The following is a 17,105-nucleotide window of genomic DNA, read 5'->3' as shown; positions in this document are numbered from 1 at the left end:
GATGGGCCGGAATATGCACGGCGCCCTGGATGCCCAGAATGTTGCAGGTATTCTCCAAAAGAGCAAAGACAACCCCAGAGGACTGTCTCCGGAGTTTCTGAGCCGCGCAGGTAAAGGCAAGTTTCTTGTTTTCGAGGAACTGCCCGCGTCCAGCCTCATTGAAATCTACGCTAACGCTTGGAATGCCTCCGCAAATGATGCTCTTGTCGAAACATCTGTGCCGTTCTGCTCAATTGAGCTCGCAACCCTTCATCTGCTAACTCACCTTCCATCCCTGTCTGCCCGGGCAGCTTCGTCGGCTCCTGAGCAAGACGTTGTTGAGTATCTGGATCGTGCCCTGGAAGAGTTCGATGCATCTTCAGCGGGCGCTCAAGATTCCGAGTCTGCGGGGGCGAAAATAGAAGGGGTCAGGGAGTTACTGACTGAATTCTCAAAAGAATATGATCTTAAGGCCCCCCTGAATGTTCTTTTAATCGACGACGATACAAAAACCAGATCCTTGTTGGAAAACGAGCTGGTTTCTGCCCAAATTCGTGTGGCGTCTCATTCTTCCCAGGTATTTGACCTTGTGGGCGATGCCAGGCCAGACCTGATTCTCCTTGACCTTGTAATTTCTGGGGACCCTGATGAGGGTAATAGCGCTAAAAAGGTGGCGCTGCAGCAGGCAATTGACCTGCGGACCCGGTTCCCGGGTGTACCAATGCTGGTGTTTGGCCTGAATCTGGAAAAATCGGCCGAGAATCATCGCCTCTTCCATCTGGCCAAGAACTTCCAGGGTGTTACTGGTGTGTTTGCGTATCGCTCAGATAAACCTGAAGGCTTTGTCCGGTGGGTGAATTCCCACCTGGAACTGCTGAGGTGCGCACGACTTGTCAATGAGTTGCGACGCAGCCAGAAACGCCTTAATTTCTCCTGGAAAGGGCAGTTGGAGAATGGCCAGCTTGTGATGTCGCCAGATCTGACCCGCCTCGAGAAGGCTGTTTCGGCAGAGGATATCGGTGGTGTGGCCGGTCTCGGGCAGGTGCCTACTGAACGTATCGCTGACGTTGTAGGTAACGAGCGTGCGGTGAAAAAGATCTTCCAGGCGGTTGGTTGGCTCTCGAAACCCAAGGAGATCGGAAAGTTTGGTATTAGTCCTCCCAGGGGATACCTATTGGAAGGTCCTCCAGGCACCGGAAAAACGTTCCTCGCCAAAGCTGTGGCCGGCGAGTGTGGCCTTCCCTTTTTCAGCGTGAACGGTGCAGATTTTGTCCAGAAATATTATGGCGAATCAGGGCGGCTTGTCCGGGAGTTGTTTGCCAAAGCGCGTCAGTATGCACCGAGCATTATCTTTATTGATGAAATTGATGCCTTTGCCATGTCGAGGGATAAAGAGCGGAGGCCGGAGGTTTCGGGAATTAATGCGCTGCTTTCGGAAATGGACGGCTTCGATAGCCGAAAACATCCAGTGCTTGTTCTTGCGGCAACCAACTACCGCTCGCGGCTGGATCCAGCGTTATTAAGAGCAGGGCGGTTCGACGAAGTCATCGTATGTGATTTGCCCAATAAATCGGCCCGTCTGGAAATGATTCGCCGGGGATACGAAAAGGTAGGCCTGGATGCGAGTAGAGAGGAAGTAGAATCCCTTGCAATGAGAACCCAGGGCTCCTCGGCGGCAGATATTGATGCGCTGATCCGGGAAGCCATTTATCACGCCGTTAGTGAGGGTAGGGAGCCGACTGCCCAGGATATCGAAGAAGCCTGCGCCCGTGTGGTGTATGGTTCCATAAGAACCGATCTCAAGCTCGCGCAGGAAGAAAAATGGTCAACTGCATGTCATGAAGCAGGGCATGCCCTTGCCACCCACTTGATGATGCCCGATAAAAAGCTGGACTACCTTAGCATTCAACCTCGCACCGATAGCCTGGGTTTTGTTTCGTACCGGGAAGACTCTGACAACCCTCGCGGCGCAATGAGTATGACCGCTAAAGAACTCAAGGCTCATTTGATCGTGTTCCTCGCCGGGCGAGAGGCTGAACGAATTCTGCTCGGGGCAGAGCGAATGTCTACCGGTGCGACATCCGATCTTAATCGAGCTAATGAACTGGCTTATCACGCCATTACAGAATGCGGGCTGGACGAGGAGTTAGGGCCTGTAACGGTTAATGTCGCCGGGTTAGTGTCTGGCAAACTGTCGGGGCTTGTTACGGAGCGGCTGAGTCACTGGCTGGAAGAAGCGGAAAAGCAGTGTTTCGAGCTTTTGAGTAGGCACAGGGAGCCTCTAACGGCGGTAGCCGAGTTTCTTAATGAGCATGAGTCTATGGAAGGTAGTCAATTTCTTGATTTGGTTGGGCGTAAGTCCCTATTCGAATTCGGAGAAATGTAATGAGGTTCATCGTTGCAATGTTTTGCTTCGTTTTCATAGCCGGATGCTCCAATGTGGTCATAAAGGAACCGTTTCCCGATACGAGGCTTTCTGCAGAAGAGCAGGCGAGGATTGCTGGGACCTGGCTGCTTGATGAAGATGAGGTGGTCTATGTGCGCTTCAACAGCAAGGGGAAACCATGGGTTGTCAGGGTAGTATGGGAAGATGATGAATTTCATCTTGTTAAAAGGCGGCTGTATTTCAGCAAGCGTAACGATACGCTCTACGTCAGTACGTTAGCCTACCCGGATCAGCCTGGGGAGTATCTTTTCGGTGAGATCAAACTGCACAGGGGCGAGGCTTATGTCTGGGGCCCTGATACAGACTTTTTCACTCGACAAGTAGAGAACGAAGCTATTGAGGGAACGGTCGACGAAGACAAATTTACCGTGTCTCTTGAAACACCTGCTGCAGCTATCCTCGAGTTGATTTCTCTTAACGAACGAGCCATTGACTATAAAACCCCGCTAGTTTTCCGGAAGCTGAAAGAATAGTTAATAAATGCAGAGATCATTTCTTAATGGCGAACAAAAGATAATAAGGCGTCGAGAGATGGCACTCTTTCGCATCATTGCTATCTTTTTTTCCTCCTTGTCCGAGGATCCGAAGCACATTCTCAGTCTGAAAAAGGAAATGTTCTGGTCTTTAGTTTCTAAAACCGTTTTTGAAGGTTGTTGAGCTCGGTGGCTTGGGAATTACCAGAACCTATGGTGTATCACCGAAAGAAATCGGATTAGGCGTTGCCGACCAGGTTAGGTGTGAGAATCGAAGATAATTCACGTATTCGTTGAAAGGTAACGATCATACAATTCTTACGTTGACGGCCATTGATGGCATCTCGACCTCAACTATGAAATTTTCAGTTTTGACGATTTAATGCGTGGGTCCTCACTGGCTACCTTCGACTATAATTTTAAAAGTCTGAGTTGCAAATAATACTAATTTCTAAGGATATCTGATGAACGAGTCAAATAAAGAGTTCGCCCAAGAAAATCGCGGCTTCCCGGATAAATTGGTCAGTTTATTCAATGGCGGATGTCACAATATCCGAGGTGTTATTGTTTCAATCATAGCAATTGTTTCGCTTTACCTACCGGTTATGGATTCAAATTTTGGCGGTTCAGCCAGTATAATGGATCAGAGCATTGGTCCAGCCATTTTTGGTGTTCTGGTTGTTAACATGATTGCTTTCTATGGCGGAGCTTCTCGATTCATTGTCAGGATAGCAGCGTTTGTTTATTTGGGAATGATATTGTTTTTCTATTACTCATATTTTGCAATGTTGATCGATTATTTTGGAGTAAAGCACTTGTTCAGGTATAGCTCTCGTACGGGGCCAATGGGTGTCTTTGACTATATTGCATGGGGGATGTTGGTGAATGTTCTATCCGGAGTGTCTCTATTTAGTGCGGCGTTCCTGAGACGTTACACGAAAAATCCCAACGCGATCTAAGTCGTCAAAATTCGACCAGGGAGCAAAAAAGTGCTCCCTGATTGATTATGCGATTCCTTTATCAGACTTTAATTGAAAGTTCACGGCATTTCCAAGTGATTCTTTCATGGGTTTTATTTTGCAATAATCTTCCCTGGCGGCAGGCTGAAAAACGCTATCCGCAGCAATAAGCCCGCAAGTCAAACATGCTTTCAAAAAACAATGTGAGTGTATAAGGAGCCTTTGGCATGGGTGTGTTGAATAATTTCAGAGAGACGCAAAAACAGTTGTTGCCGGATGATGATGCCGTTTTCGAGGAGTCGATACCGGGATATAAGGTACGAGCTGAGTTTGTTTCAGGGCTGATCAGATCAATAAGCGACAAAGCTGTAAGTTTGGGGAAACATCATTACCAGTCTAGTGGTAGGCATAGCTCCTACGAAGATTCCGTCGAGAGGAATCATTACGAAGAAGGCCGTGTCACGAGTCTCTCTTTGGAAAAAATTGATGGCAGTGTTGAAACCCGCTATATGCACTCCTATAAAAACGAGGATCTGTTGAAAGGCATCACTACAGGAGAGGCCGTAACCGTCTGTTTGGCCAGCGCAACCGAAGCGCAGGATGAGGAACGGCCAGAAGTTGTCATGGCCTATCGTCACACCGATAAGGATGAGCGCAAGCTTCCAATGGGGAATAAGCCCGTTAGCCTGGCGTCGGGGCGTTTGCTCAGTATGCTCTATAAGTATGCGGTCAAAAGAGCAGTGACCTTATTCCTGATTGTCTTGGCCTTATACGGTAGCACTTTTCTGATCTGGCAGCACAGAAATCCGGCTGAACCCCTGTTTAACGAGTATTTGCAGCTAATAGGCCCGGCGTATTCCCTCACGATGGAACTGCTTGTTCTCTCTGGGGCTTGTTCCTGGAAAGTGTGTACGCCTGGCTATACCCCTGAAACAGTGGGTGGCTGGCTGTGGACGTTTGGTGTATTCGTTGTGCTTGGTGCGATGGCGGGGATCTGGAAGTCTTTTAAGTTGCGCAAGCGTGTTCAACAGAAAAATCGTGCCTTTAACAAGATGATTGATTGGATTCATTCAGAATCCCGCGAGAGAGTAAAAACCTACGGGTTGAGGGAAGTAAAAAGCAGTGTTGTTTCTTCACCGGAAAACTGTGCAGACGACACCTCTCACGATTCAAATCATGACTCGGCTGCACGCGTGATCTCCTCTGGCGGTTATGAAAATCAATCCCCGGATGAGAAAATACTGCCGGCCAAGAGCTACGGCTTTGAAAAGCCGCCGGGTGAGCGCCGATTTAAATTTCAAATAAAGCGCAAAACATTTTACTTCAAAGATATAACTGATCGCATCGAGAGTTTTAAGAGAGAAGTCCTTCACTCGACCAGCCAGAAAAAAGGCCAAATAAGGTATGCCAGCGGGAAAGTTGACGAATTCACTCATAGGAGTGAGATTAGCACGGATGTGGCTGAGCACGTTCGGATAATGAGTGGCCTTTGTGAAAACGGACAGATTGAAACGGTTGTTGTTCCTGAGGCTTTCAGCGTGGGCCCGGTGAAGCCAGATGACCTGCTCACGGTATTCGAAGTTGATTTTCAAGGCTCCTTCAAGCGGCCAAAAACCTACGGTGCGATGGCTCTGATTAATCACAGCCAAGGCTGGGAGCAGGTGCCTGAAAACCTTCAGGGTGTCGCCGATATACTGATGGAAGTAAAGCGAGATTTCGCGCTATGGTTGCTTGCGCCGTTTGGTGCTATCTCGTTTTTGATCCTCATCCTTGGCTTTGCGCTCGGAGGCATGCCAGGAGAGCTGCTTATTACAGCGCTAGCCGGTCTTGCTTCTTTCTTCATCGCCTACAGTTTTATTGAGCGTCAGCGAAAGCGACGGCGTATGCGTTTCGCCGAGTTTTTGAGGACACAGCTGAGGAATCGGCTTGAGGAAAGCTTAAATCCTGACGAAGTGGATTAAGGGTAAGTGTTTTCGGGCGGATTGCCACAGGATTTGATTCCGAACTTTAGATGGCGCGAATCCAATGGGGGTGACTTTGTCACCCCTTGCTTTTCGGTTGCAGCCACTTACTCCCCGGTTTTTTGCCTCACATCATAAACCGACATAACTAGCTCACGCTCATCCTCACTCAGGGAATCAAGCGATTTCCTGAGATTTTTTATGTAGCGGTTATAAACTTCATCATCAGAGGCTATAAACTGATCAACTCGCTCATTCAAGCTAACAATCAGCTGTTCTACTTTTTGAGTATTTTCAATATTCGCCTGATTCAGACTATGCATTGAGTAGATTGCATAGCCAGCGGTAACTAATAGTACCAAGATCTCCAACAGAGCTCGTATGCTCAAGGACCTTTTCGGTTTATTTTCAACGGTTGTCATAGTGAAAATTACCTTGCAAGTAGGACTGTTTTAATACGAAGTTTTTCAGCTTCCTGAAGCGCGGAAGCTGAAGCGTCGTTCAGTTCCCGCGTTTGATGCAGAGAAAAAAGGATCAATACGGCGGTCAGGATCGCTATGAACAGAATTGTCCGCCAGCAAGCTAGCCCGAGAACTGCTTTAAGATATTTCATTAGATTTCCACCGTGCACTCTGTCATTGATTTGTTCCCATCAATGGTTGCTCTGATGGTGAGTTCCAGGAGGCGATAGTCAATAGACTCCATGTAGATACACTTGTAGGTTTCTGATGATTTGGACCGAAATGCCAGCAGATTTCCATGGGAAACGGGCTTCCCTTCGTATTTAATGGGGAAAGTGTCATTTTTTCTCCCTTCAAAGCGATCCAACAAAGACCTCTCAATCCTGCCCATAGCAGATTCCCGGAGTATTGAGCCGCTGTGGATATCAAGCCAAAACTCCACATCGGCTGCATTCATTGCGGACTCGAGGAGCAGGTCTTTGTAGTTGGGACTGAAGAATAGAGGGATTTCCAGAAAGTGTCCGAGCTCGGCATTGGCAAAGAAGTTTGGAATTTTTATACGCTCTATCTGGTCGTTGTCGTCCAAGCCCAAAGCCATACTGTATGCCATCCGACTCTCCCTATCGAAAACCGAAACGGAGAGGTCGTACTGGGAATCTTCAAGCAATAAAGTGGATATATTGGCTCTTAATGTCTTCTCTTGTGCTATCAAGGTTTGCATCTTTTCTGTGCTCAGCCAGTCGAGTACTTTGTTCGCGTCACTGTGTTTGCTTTGAGCAACTTCGTATACCGCGTGCTCGAGGTCGAGCGCCAGACCAAAGCCGATAGCAATTGAGCGTTCGTTCAAAGACTGTTCAGCGTCGCTACCGAAAAGTGACAGACTTACTCCGGCCCCTGACGTTTCCTGCTCCAATAACATGGCTGCTTTACTCGTTGCCATTGTAATGATCAAGAGAGCTACCACTGCAATGACTGAAAGTGCCCGACGGGACGATGCAACCACCGAGAATACGAACTTATTGACCAGCTTGAAGAACAGCCCGAAAACGGCAAGTGCACTCAGTACGATGGAAACGGGTGGGATAATGGCGAAAGCAACAGAGTCTTTCCCAAGCTGATAAAATGCACCGCCACTGTCAAAGGCGCCTATGGCTTCATCAGAAAACAGTTTTACGTATTCGAGACTGGTGGGTACTGTCTTACTCCATTCATGGTAAAAAGAAGCCTCATTAAGCCATTTATTGTTCTTAAAAGGTAAGTAACCTTCGAAATAATACTCACCCAACTGTGCCCGATAGAAACTCACCATGGCGGAATGTTTGACCAGTTCACCAGCACTACGGAAGGCGCCATACTCAAAATCGAAACGGGACTTTCGGTGGTAAGTCTTTATCGCGACTTCACGAGCGTTCTTTAGTCGCGTTTCAATTTGTTTCAGCAAATCTCGCGAATCGGCTTGCCGCCATTCGCTGCCAAGGTCATATCCGAGATTCGAAAGGTATTTACCAAGCTTGCGGGCTACATAGTCGCTATTCTGGAAGTTTGGCTCAGTCGCATTAAGTGGGAGGCCATATTTTTGCGTCAGGAAGTTCTTACGTTGCTCCAGCGCCTTCTCATTATCGGCGGATACAGCACGAATGACGGCTTCGCATGTTTGTTTCCCTTCGCTGGTTAAGGCTCTGCCAACGCCCTCTGCTATGCAGGCTGAGTAGGTGACAGGCAGGATAACCAATTGACCGAGGCTGCTCCAAAAGGACCTTTCGTTCCAGTATTCCCAGGATTCCCAGTTCAGACCGTGGCTCTGAATATATTCGCGGTGGCGCTCTTTTTCAGCTTGGATGCACGCTTGGTCTTTCCTCTTTTCGCACTTTCTCATCCTTTTGCGGGCATCATAACTCTCCGAATAAATTTCAATAGCGACCTTCTTGGCTAATTCACTGATGCTGTCAGCATTGGTTTCAGTGCGGAAATTTTGCCAGAGGCGCCTTCGCTCACCGGCAACTGATTTCATCACTTCTTGGTATTCAGACTCAATAGCGCCGCTACTCAGCTTTTGGTTTGCTGCCGTCATCGCCTTATCAAAAGCTTGGTAAGCGGCCACCTCGTTTCTGGCGGTTTGTTCAATCGTTTTCAGGATCTGTGGAACTGTCTCCAGGTATTCTTTTCGCCGGTTTTGCTCAACGTTATTAGCTACGATGTTTTCTAGCTGGTCTCTGATCTGGTATTTGAATTTGTCAGAGAAATAGGCAATCGATGGAATTAGAGCAATGCTGATTTTCCGGTTAATTTCGTCCTCAAGGAAAGCATCCATTTGGGGGGCGGACTCGAAGGTGATCTGGCCGCTGCGATAGGCTTCTCGAAAAATAACCGCCCGGGTTGCGGCAAGCTTCGCTTCAGGAGAGGATTTGGCGGCAGCAACCTCCACAAAAACCTCAATGCCTATGACCAGTACCGCCCAAACGAAAAGGAACGTTAAAGGTTTCGCTAGATTCCCTAATGTTCTGAGCGTTTTTTTGTTGGCGAAATCAGGCCGATAGACGTTAATCCATCGGAGAGCGCCGCCTACGATGCCAAAGATCAGCAAAGTCAGACCGAACCCGGACAGGATCCTGCCAAAAAATCCGATCTGAACGACCCTGTCCTGCTTATCAGAGAATAGTGCAAGGGCAGACTCTTCGTAGGTCTCCACCAGAAGGTAATTAAGAACCAGCTCCAAACTGGCGTATACCGCGATGACAGCAAGCAAGATGGATAGGTAAACTGTCTTGTTTAAAAACTTTTTCGAGTGCATCAGGTGCTGTCTTTACTTGAATCTGATTTTGTTGGCGTCTGTACTGAGGGAAATGCCCTCAGGGCTTGAAGCAGGAATATCTGATTTGAACGCTTGATGCGCATCCGGGGACAAAGATTGTCTTGCTTTTTTTTCCGGAGGAAATGGCAGTAGCTCTCCGCTCCAGGTTCGATACTGTCCCTCCGCGATCAGCTTCAGTTGAGTCTGCAGGTTGTTGAGATCTGCATCTTTTGGCAATGCCCTGATTAGCTTAGTAGCCGTGGGATTGGTCAATACCTCTTCATAATCGAGCAAGACAGGCTTAAAGATCCTATTGCTAAAACAGGCTTGCCACTCAGGGGTTCCTGATGGAAGTTCTACACACTGTCCACTCAAGTCTGTCAGTTCACCGTTTTCATTCAAGTACACACCCCGTTCGCGAAATGCCTGATCGAGATCCATATAGTGTTTTTCGGCAGTGGGTGCTTTGGTAGACGATGCACAGCCCGTGAAAACGGTAATCGTTAGAACTAAAAGGCAGCCTTTGATTCGACGTCCGTACATTTGAATGGCCTTGAGTGTTGTGTCTGAATGTTTTTATATGCAGTTAAGTGGTTGTTAGATTCTGAAGAGCGCCTTTGTCCAATACTTCCTGCTGTTCCAACGCATCAGATACGGAGACAACCATATGCCAGTGGGCTTCCAGTGTTTGTGTGGCAAGTTCAGAAGCTCTTTCCAGCCATGATCCGAGGGCAGCTAGAATCTGTTCGGGTAGCTGGCTGGTGTCAGTTAGTCTATTAAGCGCGGGCCAATGGATCGGCGGTAGCCCCTCGCCCATCCCGAATCTGCCGATTGCCTGATAAGCCAGCTCAGTTGCGGCGATAAAATCCGGTTCTGCAGCTTCATCCACTCCACGTTCACCAAAGGCTTTAGTTTGAGCAATTCGTCCTGCCAGGAATGTAGCCGTCTGGGCCATCATTACCTCTGCGGTCAGCTCAAAACTGTCGTTATTCGTGAAGGAGACACCAGCTTGCTGCCTTTCCCGGGCGATAATTGACACAAAATCAATGTCTTTTGACGGGAGCAGTATTTTTGATACGACGGCCTTGGCGGCTTGGTGAACCGCTGATTCCCTCAGTAATTCGGGGATCTGTTTATTTCCAACGGGCTTACCGTATTTAAGTTCGCGCACCAGGTTTGCCAGCCACCCATTATCGATTGATTCAATTTTGCTCTGTGCGATTCTGAAAAGAGCTTCTCGTTTGAGACGGTTGATGTCAGCGCCGGTCATGCCGACTGTCATGGCAACCAATTTCTCAAGGTCAACGTCTGCAGAGCAGGGCAGCTCCTCTATTATGGACGTGAGGAACCAACGCCGGGCACCTTTGTCCAGATGTCCGATATGCACATGAAGCTCGAGCCGTCCGGACCGGACCAGCGCGGGATCAAGGGTCTGAAGACGATTGGTGGCCGCCATAATTAACACTTTGTCTTCATCCCGGGTGCGAAACCCGTCAATCTCTGTAAGCAGGCGATTTATTACCCAGTCAACCTTGTGACCCGCCTCGCCCCGCTTGGGAATGGCATCAATTTCATCAATAAACACCAGCGAGGGAGCGTACTCTCTGGCGAGTTCGAAGACTCTGAGGATATTGTCCTGATCCAATAGGTCGTTACCAGTCACCGGAATAAATGGCAATCCCGCGTGATTTGCCGTCGCTTTTGCCAGCATGGTTTTGCCGGTGCCGGGCGGGCCATGGAGGATGATGCCCTTGGGCAGTTCAATTTTGCGGGTCGACGCATCTCCGCCCGATAGAATCTCAATCAGGCTGGTCAGTCGTGACTTAACCGCGTTATGTCCTGCGATATCCTGGAAAGTGACATCGGGAATGCAGGCAGAAAGACCTATATTCCCCTCGAAATCCTCCGCAGCCCCGAGCTTGTTAAACTTGCAGTGGGCGGCCTGAAGGATAGGCGCGGCACCGCCACTGGTCTCAAGTTTGAAGGACAGCGAGCGGGACTGGCGTTTGAGGTGGCCAAGAAAATTTCCCAAAGATTCGTATTCAAAGCCGTTGCGGACTGCGACAGTTTGCAGGTCAAACTCCGGGGACATTGTCAACTGTACGTTGCTGAGGGCTTCGTGTGACGACATAAACAGCCCGAGCAGATCGCGGGAGAGATTGGCGCGCGCTTCTTTAAGATCGAAGCCCGGGGCAGAGCGGGCAAGCCACATCTCAGCTGCTTTCTCCGGTTTTGCAACCAGAACCGCGCCGAAATGCCTTTTAATATCTTCCTGCAGAGCTTTTAAATCATCCGCAAGAATTTTGGCCATGGCGGTAAAGTCAAGTTTCCTGAATATAAGAACAGGCAAAGCTGTGGCCGCTTCGTAAAGATCCTGTGTAAGCCCTTTTGCAAACTCCGAAAGCTGTTGCCTGCTCTTTGCCTCCTCCAGCATTGCGTCTAACAGTGTCGCTGCGGCAATGGGGGCGTTGGTTTCAATCAAAGCGGTTTGGGTTGCAGAGGCAAAAAAAGAGCGAGACCCGCGGCTGGTCAGAAAAATGAGGTTTCGCTTGAACGAGACAATTTCCTCAGTATAGGCATCCTCGATCTTTCCAGTTGCCAGCAATTCGATAAGTTGTGCCTGAACGCCGCGGTGGGCCTGATCTATGTTGTCAAATACTATAATGCCGTCTGGGTGTGTGGCAGCGAAACCCGTAAGAGTCCCTTCCCGGGCATCTGTATAACCCTTTCGCAGACCTGTCAGGCCAAAACCTTCATTTGCGGAGTCGTACTGACTCATGTTGAAAGTTTTTAATGCGCGTCCATGCTGTTCCTGCGCCAGAACGTCTGTAAACAGAGACTTGCCAGTATTGGAAGGACCGATCAGAAAAAAGGCGTTTACGACACTGCCATTGGCGTTGCCAAGAACCCGATAACGGAGTTCATCAGCAAACAGCCTTATAGCTGTTTCCTGGCCTTTTACCGCTTCATTTAGCGAATTCTCCAGCTGCTTTATTTCATCCATCCGACGGGATATGAAGCTGGCGGAGGCCGGTCGCGCGCTTTCAACCGCCTCTTTGGAAATGGCCGATGGGGTGTGCTCGCGGTCGCTTCCTGACTTTTTCGAGACCTCTGGTTGGTCGACGGCCGTTCTGGCAGGGGAAAAGGTAGTGATAAACGAACGGAGTGGATTGGGAGTTTTTCGGGAAACCACATCCTCCTCGGTCAGGAAACATAAATCACGAATGCTGTACCCCTTTGAGGCCAGTTCCGAGATTAGCTGTGTAACCTCTTTACTCCACGGCAGGGCAGGCTCTTCTCCCGCCTGCCGAATTAGAGTGTTGGTAAGCCTGAGTGGTGGCTCTTCTGATGGCCCTAGTCTTCGGGCAAGCCATTGCTCGAGCCCAGCTTCAACAGGGTGCAGATATGGCAACACTCGAGCCAGGTGGGCCAACCTGATCTCTGTATCTCCTTCACAGAGTGCTGCCAGTTTGGCGGCCTTGAGTAACAGCTGCACGCAATCAGTTCCCTGGCGTATGGGTGAGCGAAACAGGCGCAAGCTCAACTACAGCTGCATTAGTCTGTCGAAAGAAGGCTTTCCAGAATGTTTCAAGCTTTTCGAGAATACGCGAACCAATTCTACTCGTCGCATCGTACCCGATGCCCATGCCGTAGATTCTGGCGCCTTTGAAATCAGTGTCGCGGACTATGGAATCCACGCTGGCAAGCTGGAATGCGGAGTCGTTGTCTCTGTAGCTCGTCGGCTTTGTGCCATAAAATGTTAGCCGGTCGGTATTGTGCTGCATGAGATCTGAGATCAGTAAGATAAACGACTTTTCTCCCCCAAGGTTTACCTCGCCCGCGGCGTATTTCATAGCATTCAACAAAGGCGTGTTTGGGTAGTCGGGGTCGATATCGCTCCAGGCTTTCTCGAACGCCTCGGTAAATTTTTTCTGGACCACCATGTTTTGTTTGGGAATGCACTGATCAACCATTCGAAGTGTTCTGACACCGATTCTTTCTCGGGCCTCTCCGTTGATCGGATGGTCAAGCATGGCCTTGAAATAAGTGGCTGGATAACCACCTGGCTGTAGGCTACCGAAGCTGATCAGGGTCAGTTCGTCTCCGGCTTTTACCCAGTCGGTCAGAGTGCGGTAGACATTGTCTTTGAATTGTCTGCCGTTATTCGGCCCGTAGTTAACCGTTCTGTCGAGAATAACGATTACTTCCCGCTCGGGCTCTTGCTGGAATCCACTCAATTTGCCGGCAACGGCAGGGGCTTCATAACATGAGGCAACATCGGCTGCGACTGCCACTGTTGACGAAAAGAACAATATTCCAAGCGATAAACAAAGCGTGATGGCAGCTTTAGCTGGCATTGCAGGTTTCATCCTTATCTTTCTCCGCGACATAGATGTGGAAAGTTCGGCGAGCCGATTCTTTGAGCCTGTTGATATCTTCAAGGCCCGCATTATTCTTTTTGGCCTGCTTCAGCATCTTTTGCTGAAGTTTTCCCAGATGTTTTTGCGAAATAAGTTTGGCTTTGGTGCGTTTCTGCTCCCAGTGCTTCATATATTCGCTGGCAGTGTTGAACTTACCCATGTATTTGCGAGCATCAGCGGATTCCTGTCCAACAAATCCATATTTGTATCCAACCAACACACCGACAACTTGCAGCGCAATGAATACAATGGATAAGACGACGTAGGTACCGATGCTGCCTCTAAATGCGGGGGAATCCCAAGGTGAAAGCTGTTCGTTTTCAGACTCAGTGGAGATTTCATTTACAGGCTCTTCCGCAGCACCGAATCCGCCAAAACCACCTCCTTCATCAAGTGCACCTTCAAAATTCATCCCCAGATCCTGTGAGGCCGAGTACTGCATGGACTCCTCGATGGCCTGTGCACGGACATAAAATGTTCCAACAGCAATTAGCAGGATCAGGAAAATCGTAATACCTGTCGTCCACCAGGTGCGGGATACAGTTGCGTTGAAGTCTACCCTGTTCAGAAGTTGAGAGTAGCGCGGATATTCGTCGTCTCCGCCATCGTTCTCAAGGTTGAAAGACTCCGGCGTGAGCGGGCGACGATTGTCACCTTCATACTGTTCGTACCAAGTCCGAACTTTTTTGGCAAGGTAGTTCTTGTAGATCTCATGTCCAGTGCTATGAGTAAGGAAAACAAGAATGGCAGACAGTACGAACGCGATGGGAATGGCCACCTGAGTCTGCATTTGTTCAGACATATCAGGCATCATCCATTTGGAGAGCACGAAACCAAAACCAATGGCCTCAAAAACCACCAATGCCAGAAGTATTGCCCAACCAAGGAATGATAATTTGTTCCGACCCAATTCCTCGGTTTTGTCCAGGTACGAGTGGCACTTGTTGAAGTGATCTTTGTCCCGCTTGAAAGCATCAACAAAGTATCGGAAGTCGTCGCATAAACTTCGTTCTGCACTGTACCAGCCATCGGAAAACGCATTGGCTGTAGAGTCTTTTGCAAGGCGGGACGTTCTTCCGATTAGAGGGAGTCGATACCAGATGCGTTTAACCAGAAACAGGAACTCAAGCCGCCATTTCGCTATGGCCGCAATTGCGACGACCGCGAAGGTAAGCAGGAGTACCCATAGCCGGTGAGTGATCAGAAAATTCAGCAAAGCATCAACAGACATGGATTCTCCAGTTCGCAAAAGTCGAATATGGTGAGGGCCCGGCCCTGCGGAATGCCGCCTTGGCGGCGGCATTTCAGCCTCAGGTTTGTCAGTTTGGCCGTGACCGTTTCAGTATCAGAGGTTGTTTCGGGCTTGGTCCTTAAATCTGCTGGCCGTCATTCAGACGCATGATTCCTTTTACAATCCGATAGATGTACCAAACGAGGGGGACAAGGAACAGAATTGCACCGATGCCGAAAGTGACTGTAGTGAGGATCATGCACAAGGCACTCCACAGCAACATCCACCAGAAAGTGCGAATCTGCCAGCTGTTGTGGGATTGGATCACTGGGTCGGTTAACGAACCACTTTTTACGTGATTCATGATCACCCCGACAATGCTCGTGATCCCAACAAATATGCTCACGGCTTGAAGGATATAAACAATAAGCGCAAATTGCTTCTCAGATTGGTTAATGCCAATTGGAGTATCTGCAGATTGAGCAGTCGGGTTTACAACGTTGGTGTTTTCCATTCCGGTTCCTTCTTCAGTTGTGCTCTCTTCGAGCGTTTTTGGTTCCAATCAAAAACTGATCCCTGGGTGCGAAAAAAGTGTCGCTGGTTAAACTTCACTCAGCTTTGCTTTGGGTTGGTTATTTTTCATTCAAATCAAAGGTTAATGAAGATTAATGGATGCCACGTAGTGTATGTGCGAGCGTCATGTCTTGCATGTAAAACAGCGTAAAAAATTGTCACATATCACAAACCGATGAGGCCACGCTCTTGATGTCAGTGCTAAGCGCTATGGATCGCCCATATTTGCAGGCAGATCCATCTTGTTGGCAAATGTCGAAAACGTAGTGATTGTCGGTACTGAGTTGCTTGACCAGGAAGGTGGATTCTCTGGTTGCCGTCATCAGTTTCGCGTCGCCAATCATTTGACTGTCTGGGTATTCGAAGACTGCAAAATAGTCATCCGAAGTTTCTAGCAAGTTATCGTCAGCTTCGAGCTCAAAAAGTCCCGGAAGCTGAGATGGGTCTGGCGATGTGTTCTGATACGCAGAACGATGACAACGCTCCTGAGCAGCCAAAGCAGGTTTGAACCGGGGGTGGGCTTCTTCGAGCTCAGCTTGGAACCTGGTCACCAGATTATTAGCATCTAGAATGCCTCCTCGGAACGTTCCTGTATCGAAAATCTCAGGATAGCGAACAGACTCTTTGATGCGCACCACTGTTTGCTCTGAAGATAGGCCCGGAGCTTGTTGTTTAAGAATCCCCGCAACACCGGCTACGTTTGGCGCTGCAAATGAAGTGCCGAACCAATAGCTTTCTTCACCGTCGCCGTTCAGCGTGCGAACCAGTTCACCAAGCGCAGCGACATCGATACCATCGCCGTAATTGGAGAAATTCGAGGTGGTGCCGTTGCGTCCGACCGAGCCAACCGTGATTACCTTTTCACAGTTGGCCGGCGTGTAATTGCTGACATCCAGACTTTCGTTGCCAGCGGCGGCGACAATAAGGATTCCTTTGGATGCCGCATAATCAATGGCATCTTGAAGGTAGCTTGGGCAACTGGGTGCGGGTGCACCCATTGACACATTGATGATGTCTACAGGCGAAGACAAGGTAGGCGCGGATCCTGTCGCCTGGCCGGAGAGCCAATAGATCCCCGTTGCAAGATCATTCAATAAGCCGGTCCCACAGCTCATCACGCGGGCCGCATAGAGCTCTGCGTCAACAATGCCCGCAACGCCTTCGAAGTTATTGGTGGTTGCGGCAATAATTCCGGCAACGGCGGTGCCATGGCTGTCAGTGCAGGAGGGATCTATTTGTGGCGTGTAGAAATCCAAACCGGGCCCATCAATGGTTGAGAAGTTGTAGCCACCGTCAAAAACAAGATCAGACACTTGATGGAAACCAGAGTCTGTTACTCCGATTCTGACTTTACGTTTCTCTGGTGATTTCTTTGCGGCCTCAAGAATGTCATGGACACCAGGATACTGCTGAGTAGGGGGCTGCCACGCATATTGATCAATAAAGGCTGGATCATTTGGCGCGTTCGAAATGGACTGCGCGCTGGTAACGCCGGGCGCTATGGTTATGGGTGGCGATGGCATCCTGGGATTTGAAACAGGGTAGTTCGGCTCAACTGAAAGAACGGCAGGGTTCTGCTTCAGGAAGGCAGCATAGGCCTCAGCATCGCTCTCGGGTATAGAGACCACTTCAACGCGTTGGCGGGGGACCTCGACGCTCTGAGCGGAAATTTGGTTTGTCCCGTAACGCACAACCAGGGAAACGCTTTCTTCTTTCGGCTCGGCCGGGCTCTTTTGTGGCAGTTTGCGAGGCGCTTCGTCGGCACTGGCAACAAACGTGAGTGAAAGCGTGCGTATTCCAGACCAAGGTT

General features: G+C 49.3%; 12 protein-coding genes. 4 read left to right on the top strand and 8 right to left on the bottom strand.

The window, feature by feature from the left end; genetic code table 11:
• From Q669_RS11125 to Q669_RS11110, 4 genes are all read left to right on the top strand, one after another.
• Window positions 1-2,365 (top strand): AAA family ATPase (locus Q669_RS11125; RefSeq protein WP_022992279.1); only part of this gene is annotated, 2,365 nt, incomplete at its 5' end.
• Window positions 2,365-2,898, top strand: a complete 534-nt coding sequence (locus Q669_RS11120; protein WP_022992278.1) for a hypothetical protein — start codon at window positions 2,365-2,367, stop codon at window positions 2,896-2,898. The genes Q669_RS11125 and Q669_RS11120, both read left to right, overlap by 1 nt.
• Window positions 2,899-3,362: 464 nt before the next feature.
• Complete coding sequence (locus tag Q669_RS11115; RefSeq protein WP_022992276.1) at window positions 3,363-3,857, top strand: hypothetical protein; 495 nt, start codon at window positions 3,363-3,365, stop codon at window positions 3,855-3,857.
• Window positions 3,858-4,084: 227 nt separating this feature from the next.
• Window positions 4,085-5,818: a hypothetical protein gene (locus tag Q669_RS11110; protein WP_022992275.1), complete on the top strand. Its 1,734-nt coding sequence runs from the start codon at window positions 4,085-4,087 to the stop codon at window positions 5,816-5,818.
• 107 nt (window positions 5,819-5,925) lie between these two features.
• Here Q669_RS11110 and Q669_RS11105 read toward each other — a convergent pair whose 3' ends face one another.
• The 8 genes from Q669_RS11105 to Q669_RS19095 all read right to left on the bottom strand — a co-directional run.
• On the bottom strand, window positions 5,926-6,240 hold the full coding sequence (locus tag Q669_RS11105) for a hypothetical protein (RefSeq protein WP_022992274.1): 315 nt from the start codon (window positions 6,238-6,240) through the stop codon (window positions 5,926-5,928).
• A gap of 190 nt (window positions 6,241-6,430) precedes the next feature.
• On the bottom strand, window positions 6,431-9,070 hold the full coding sequence (locus Q669_RS11095) for a hypothetical protein (RefSeq protein ID WP_022992272.1): 2,640 nt from the start codon (window positions 9,068-9,070) through the stop codon (window positions 6,431-6,433).
• Between the two features lie 12 nt (window positions 9,071-9,082).
• A complete protein-coding gene (locus tag Q669_RS11090) occupies window positions 9,083-9,511 on the bottom strand; it encodes a hypothetical protein (protein WP_036149547.1) in 429 nt (142 codons plus the stop codon).
• Between the two features lie 145 nt (window positions 9,512-9,656).
• Window positions 9,657-12,566: an AAA family ATPase gene (locus Q669_RS11085; protein ID WP_022992270.1), complete on the bottom strand. Its 2,910-nt coding sequence runs from the start codon at window positions 12,564-12,566 to the stop codon at window positions 9,657-9,659.
• A 4-nt stretch (window positions 12,567-12,570) separates the two neighbouring features.
• Window positions 12,571-13,440, bottom strand: coding sequence for a hypothetical protein (locus tag Q669_RS11080; protein ID WP_152525046.1), 870 nt, complete (start codon window positions 13,438-13,440; stop codon window positions 12,571-12,573).
• Window positions 13,418-14,722, bottom strand: coding sequence for a hypothetical protein (locus tag Q669_RS11075; RefSeq protein ID WP_022992268.1), 1,305 nt, complete (start codon window positions 14,720-14,722; stop codon window positions 13,418-13,420). The genes Q669_RS11080 and Q669_RS11075 overlap by 23 nt, the downstream gene beginning before the upstream one ends.
• A gap of 139 nt (window positions 14,723-14,861) precedes the next feature.
• Entirely contained in the window at window positions 14,862-15,236 is a 375-nt protein-coding gene (locus tag Q669_RS11070) for a DUF4870 family protein (protein ID WP_022992267.1), read from the bottom strand.
• 217 nt (window positions 15,237-15,453) lie between these two features.
• Window positions 15,454-17,105 (bottom strand): S8 family peptidase (locus Q669_RS19095; protein ID WP_152525045.1); only part of this gene is annotated, 1,652 nt, incomplete at its 5' end.

This window comes from Marinobacter sp. C1S70 (assembly GCF_000475355.1).
In the GTDB taxonomy this organism is placed as follows: Bacteria; Pseudomonadota; Gammaproteobacteria; order Pseudomonadales; family Oleiphilaceae; genus Marinobacter; species Marinobacter nauticus.
Note: the sequence above shows the minus strand (reverse complement) of the source record. Positions and strands in the feature narration are given on the sequence as shown.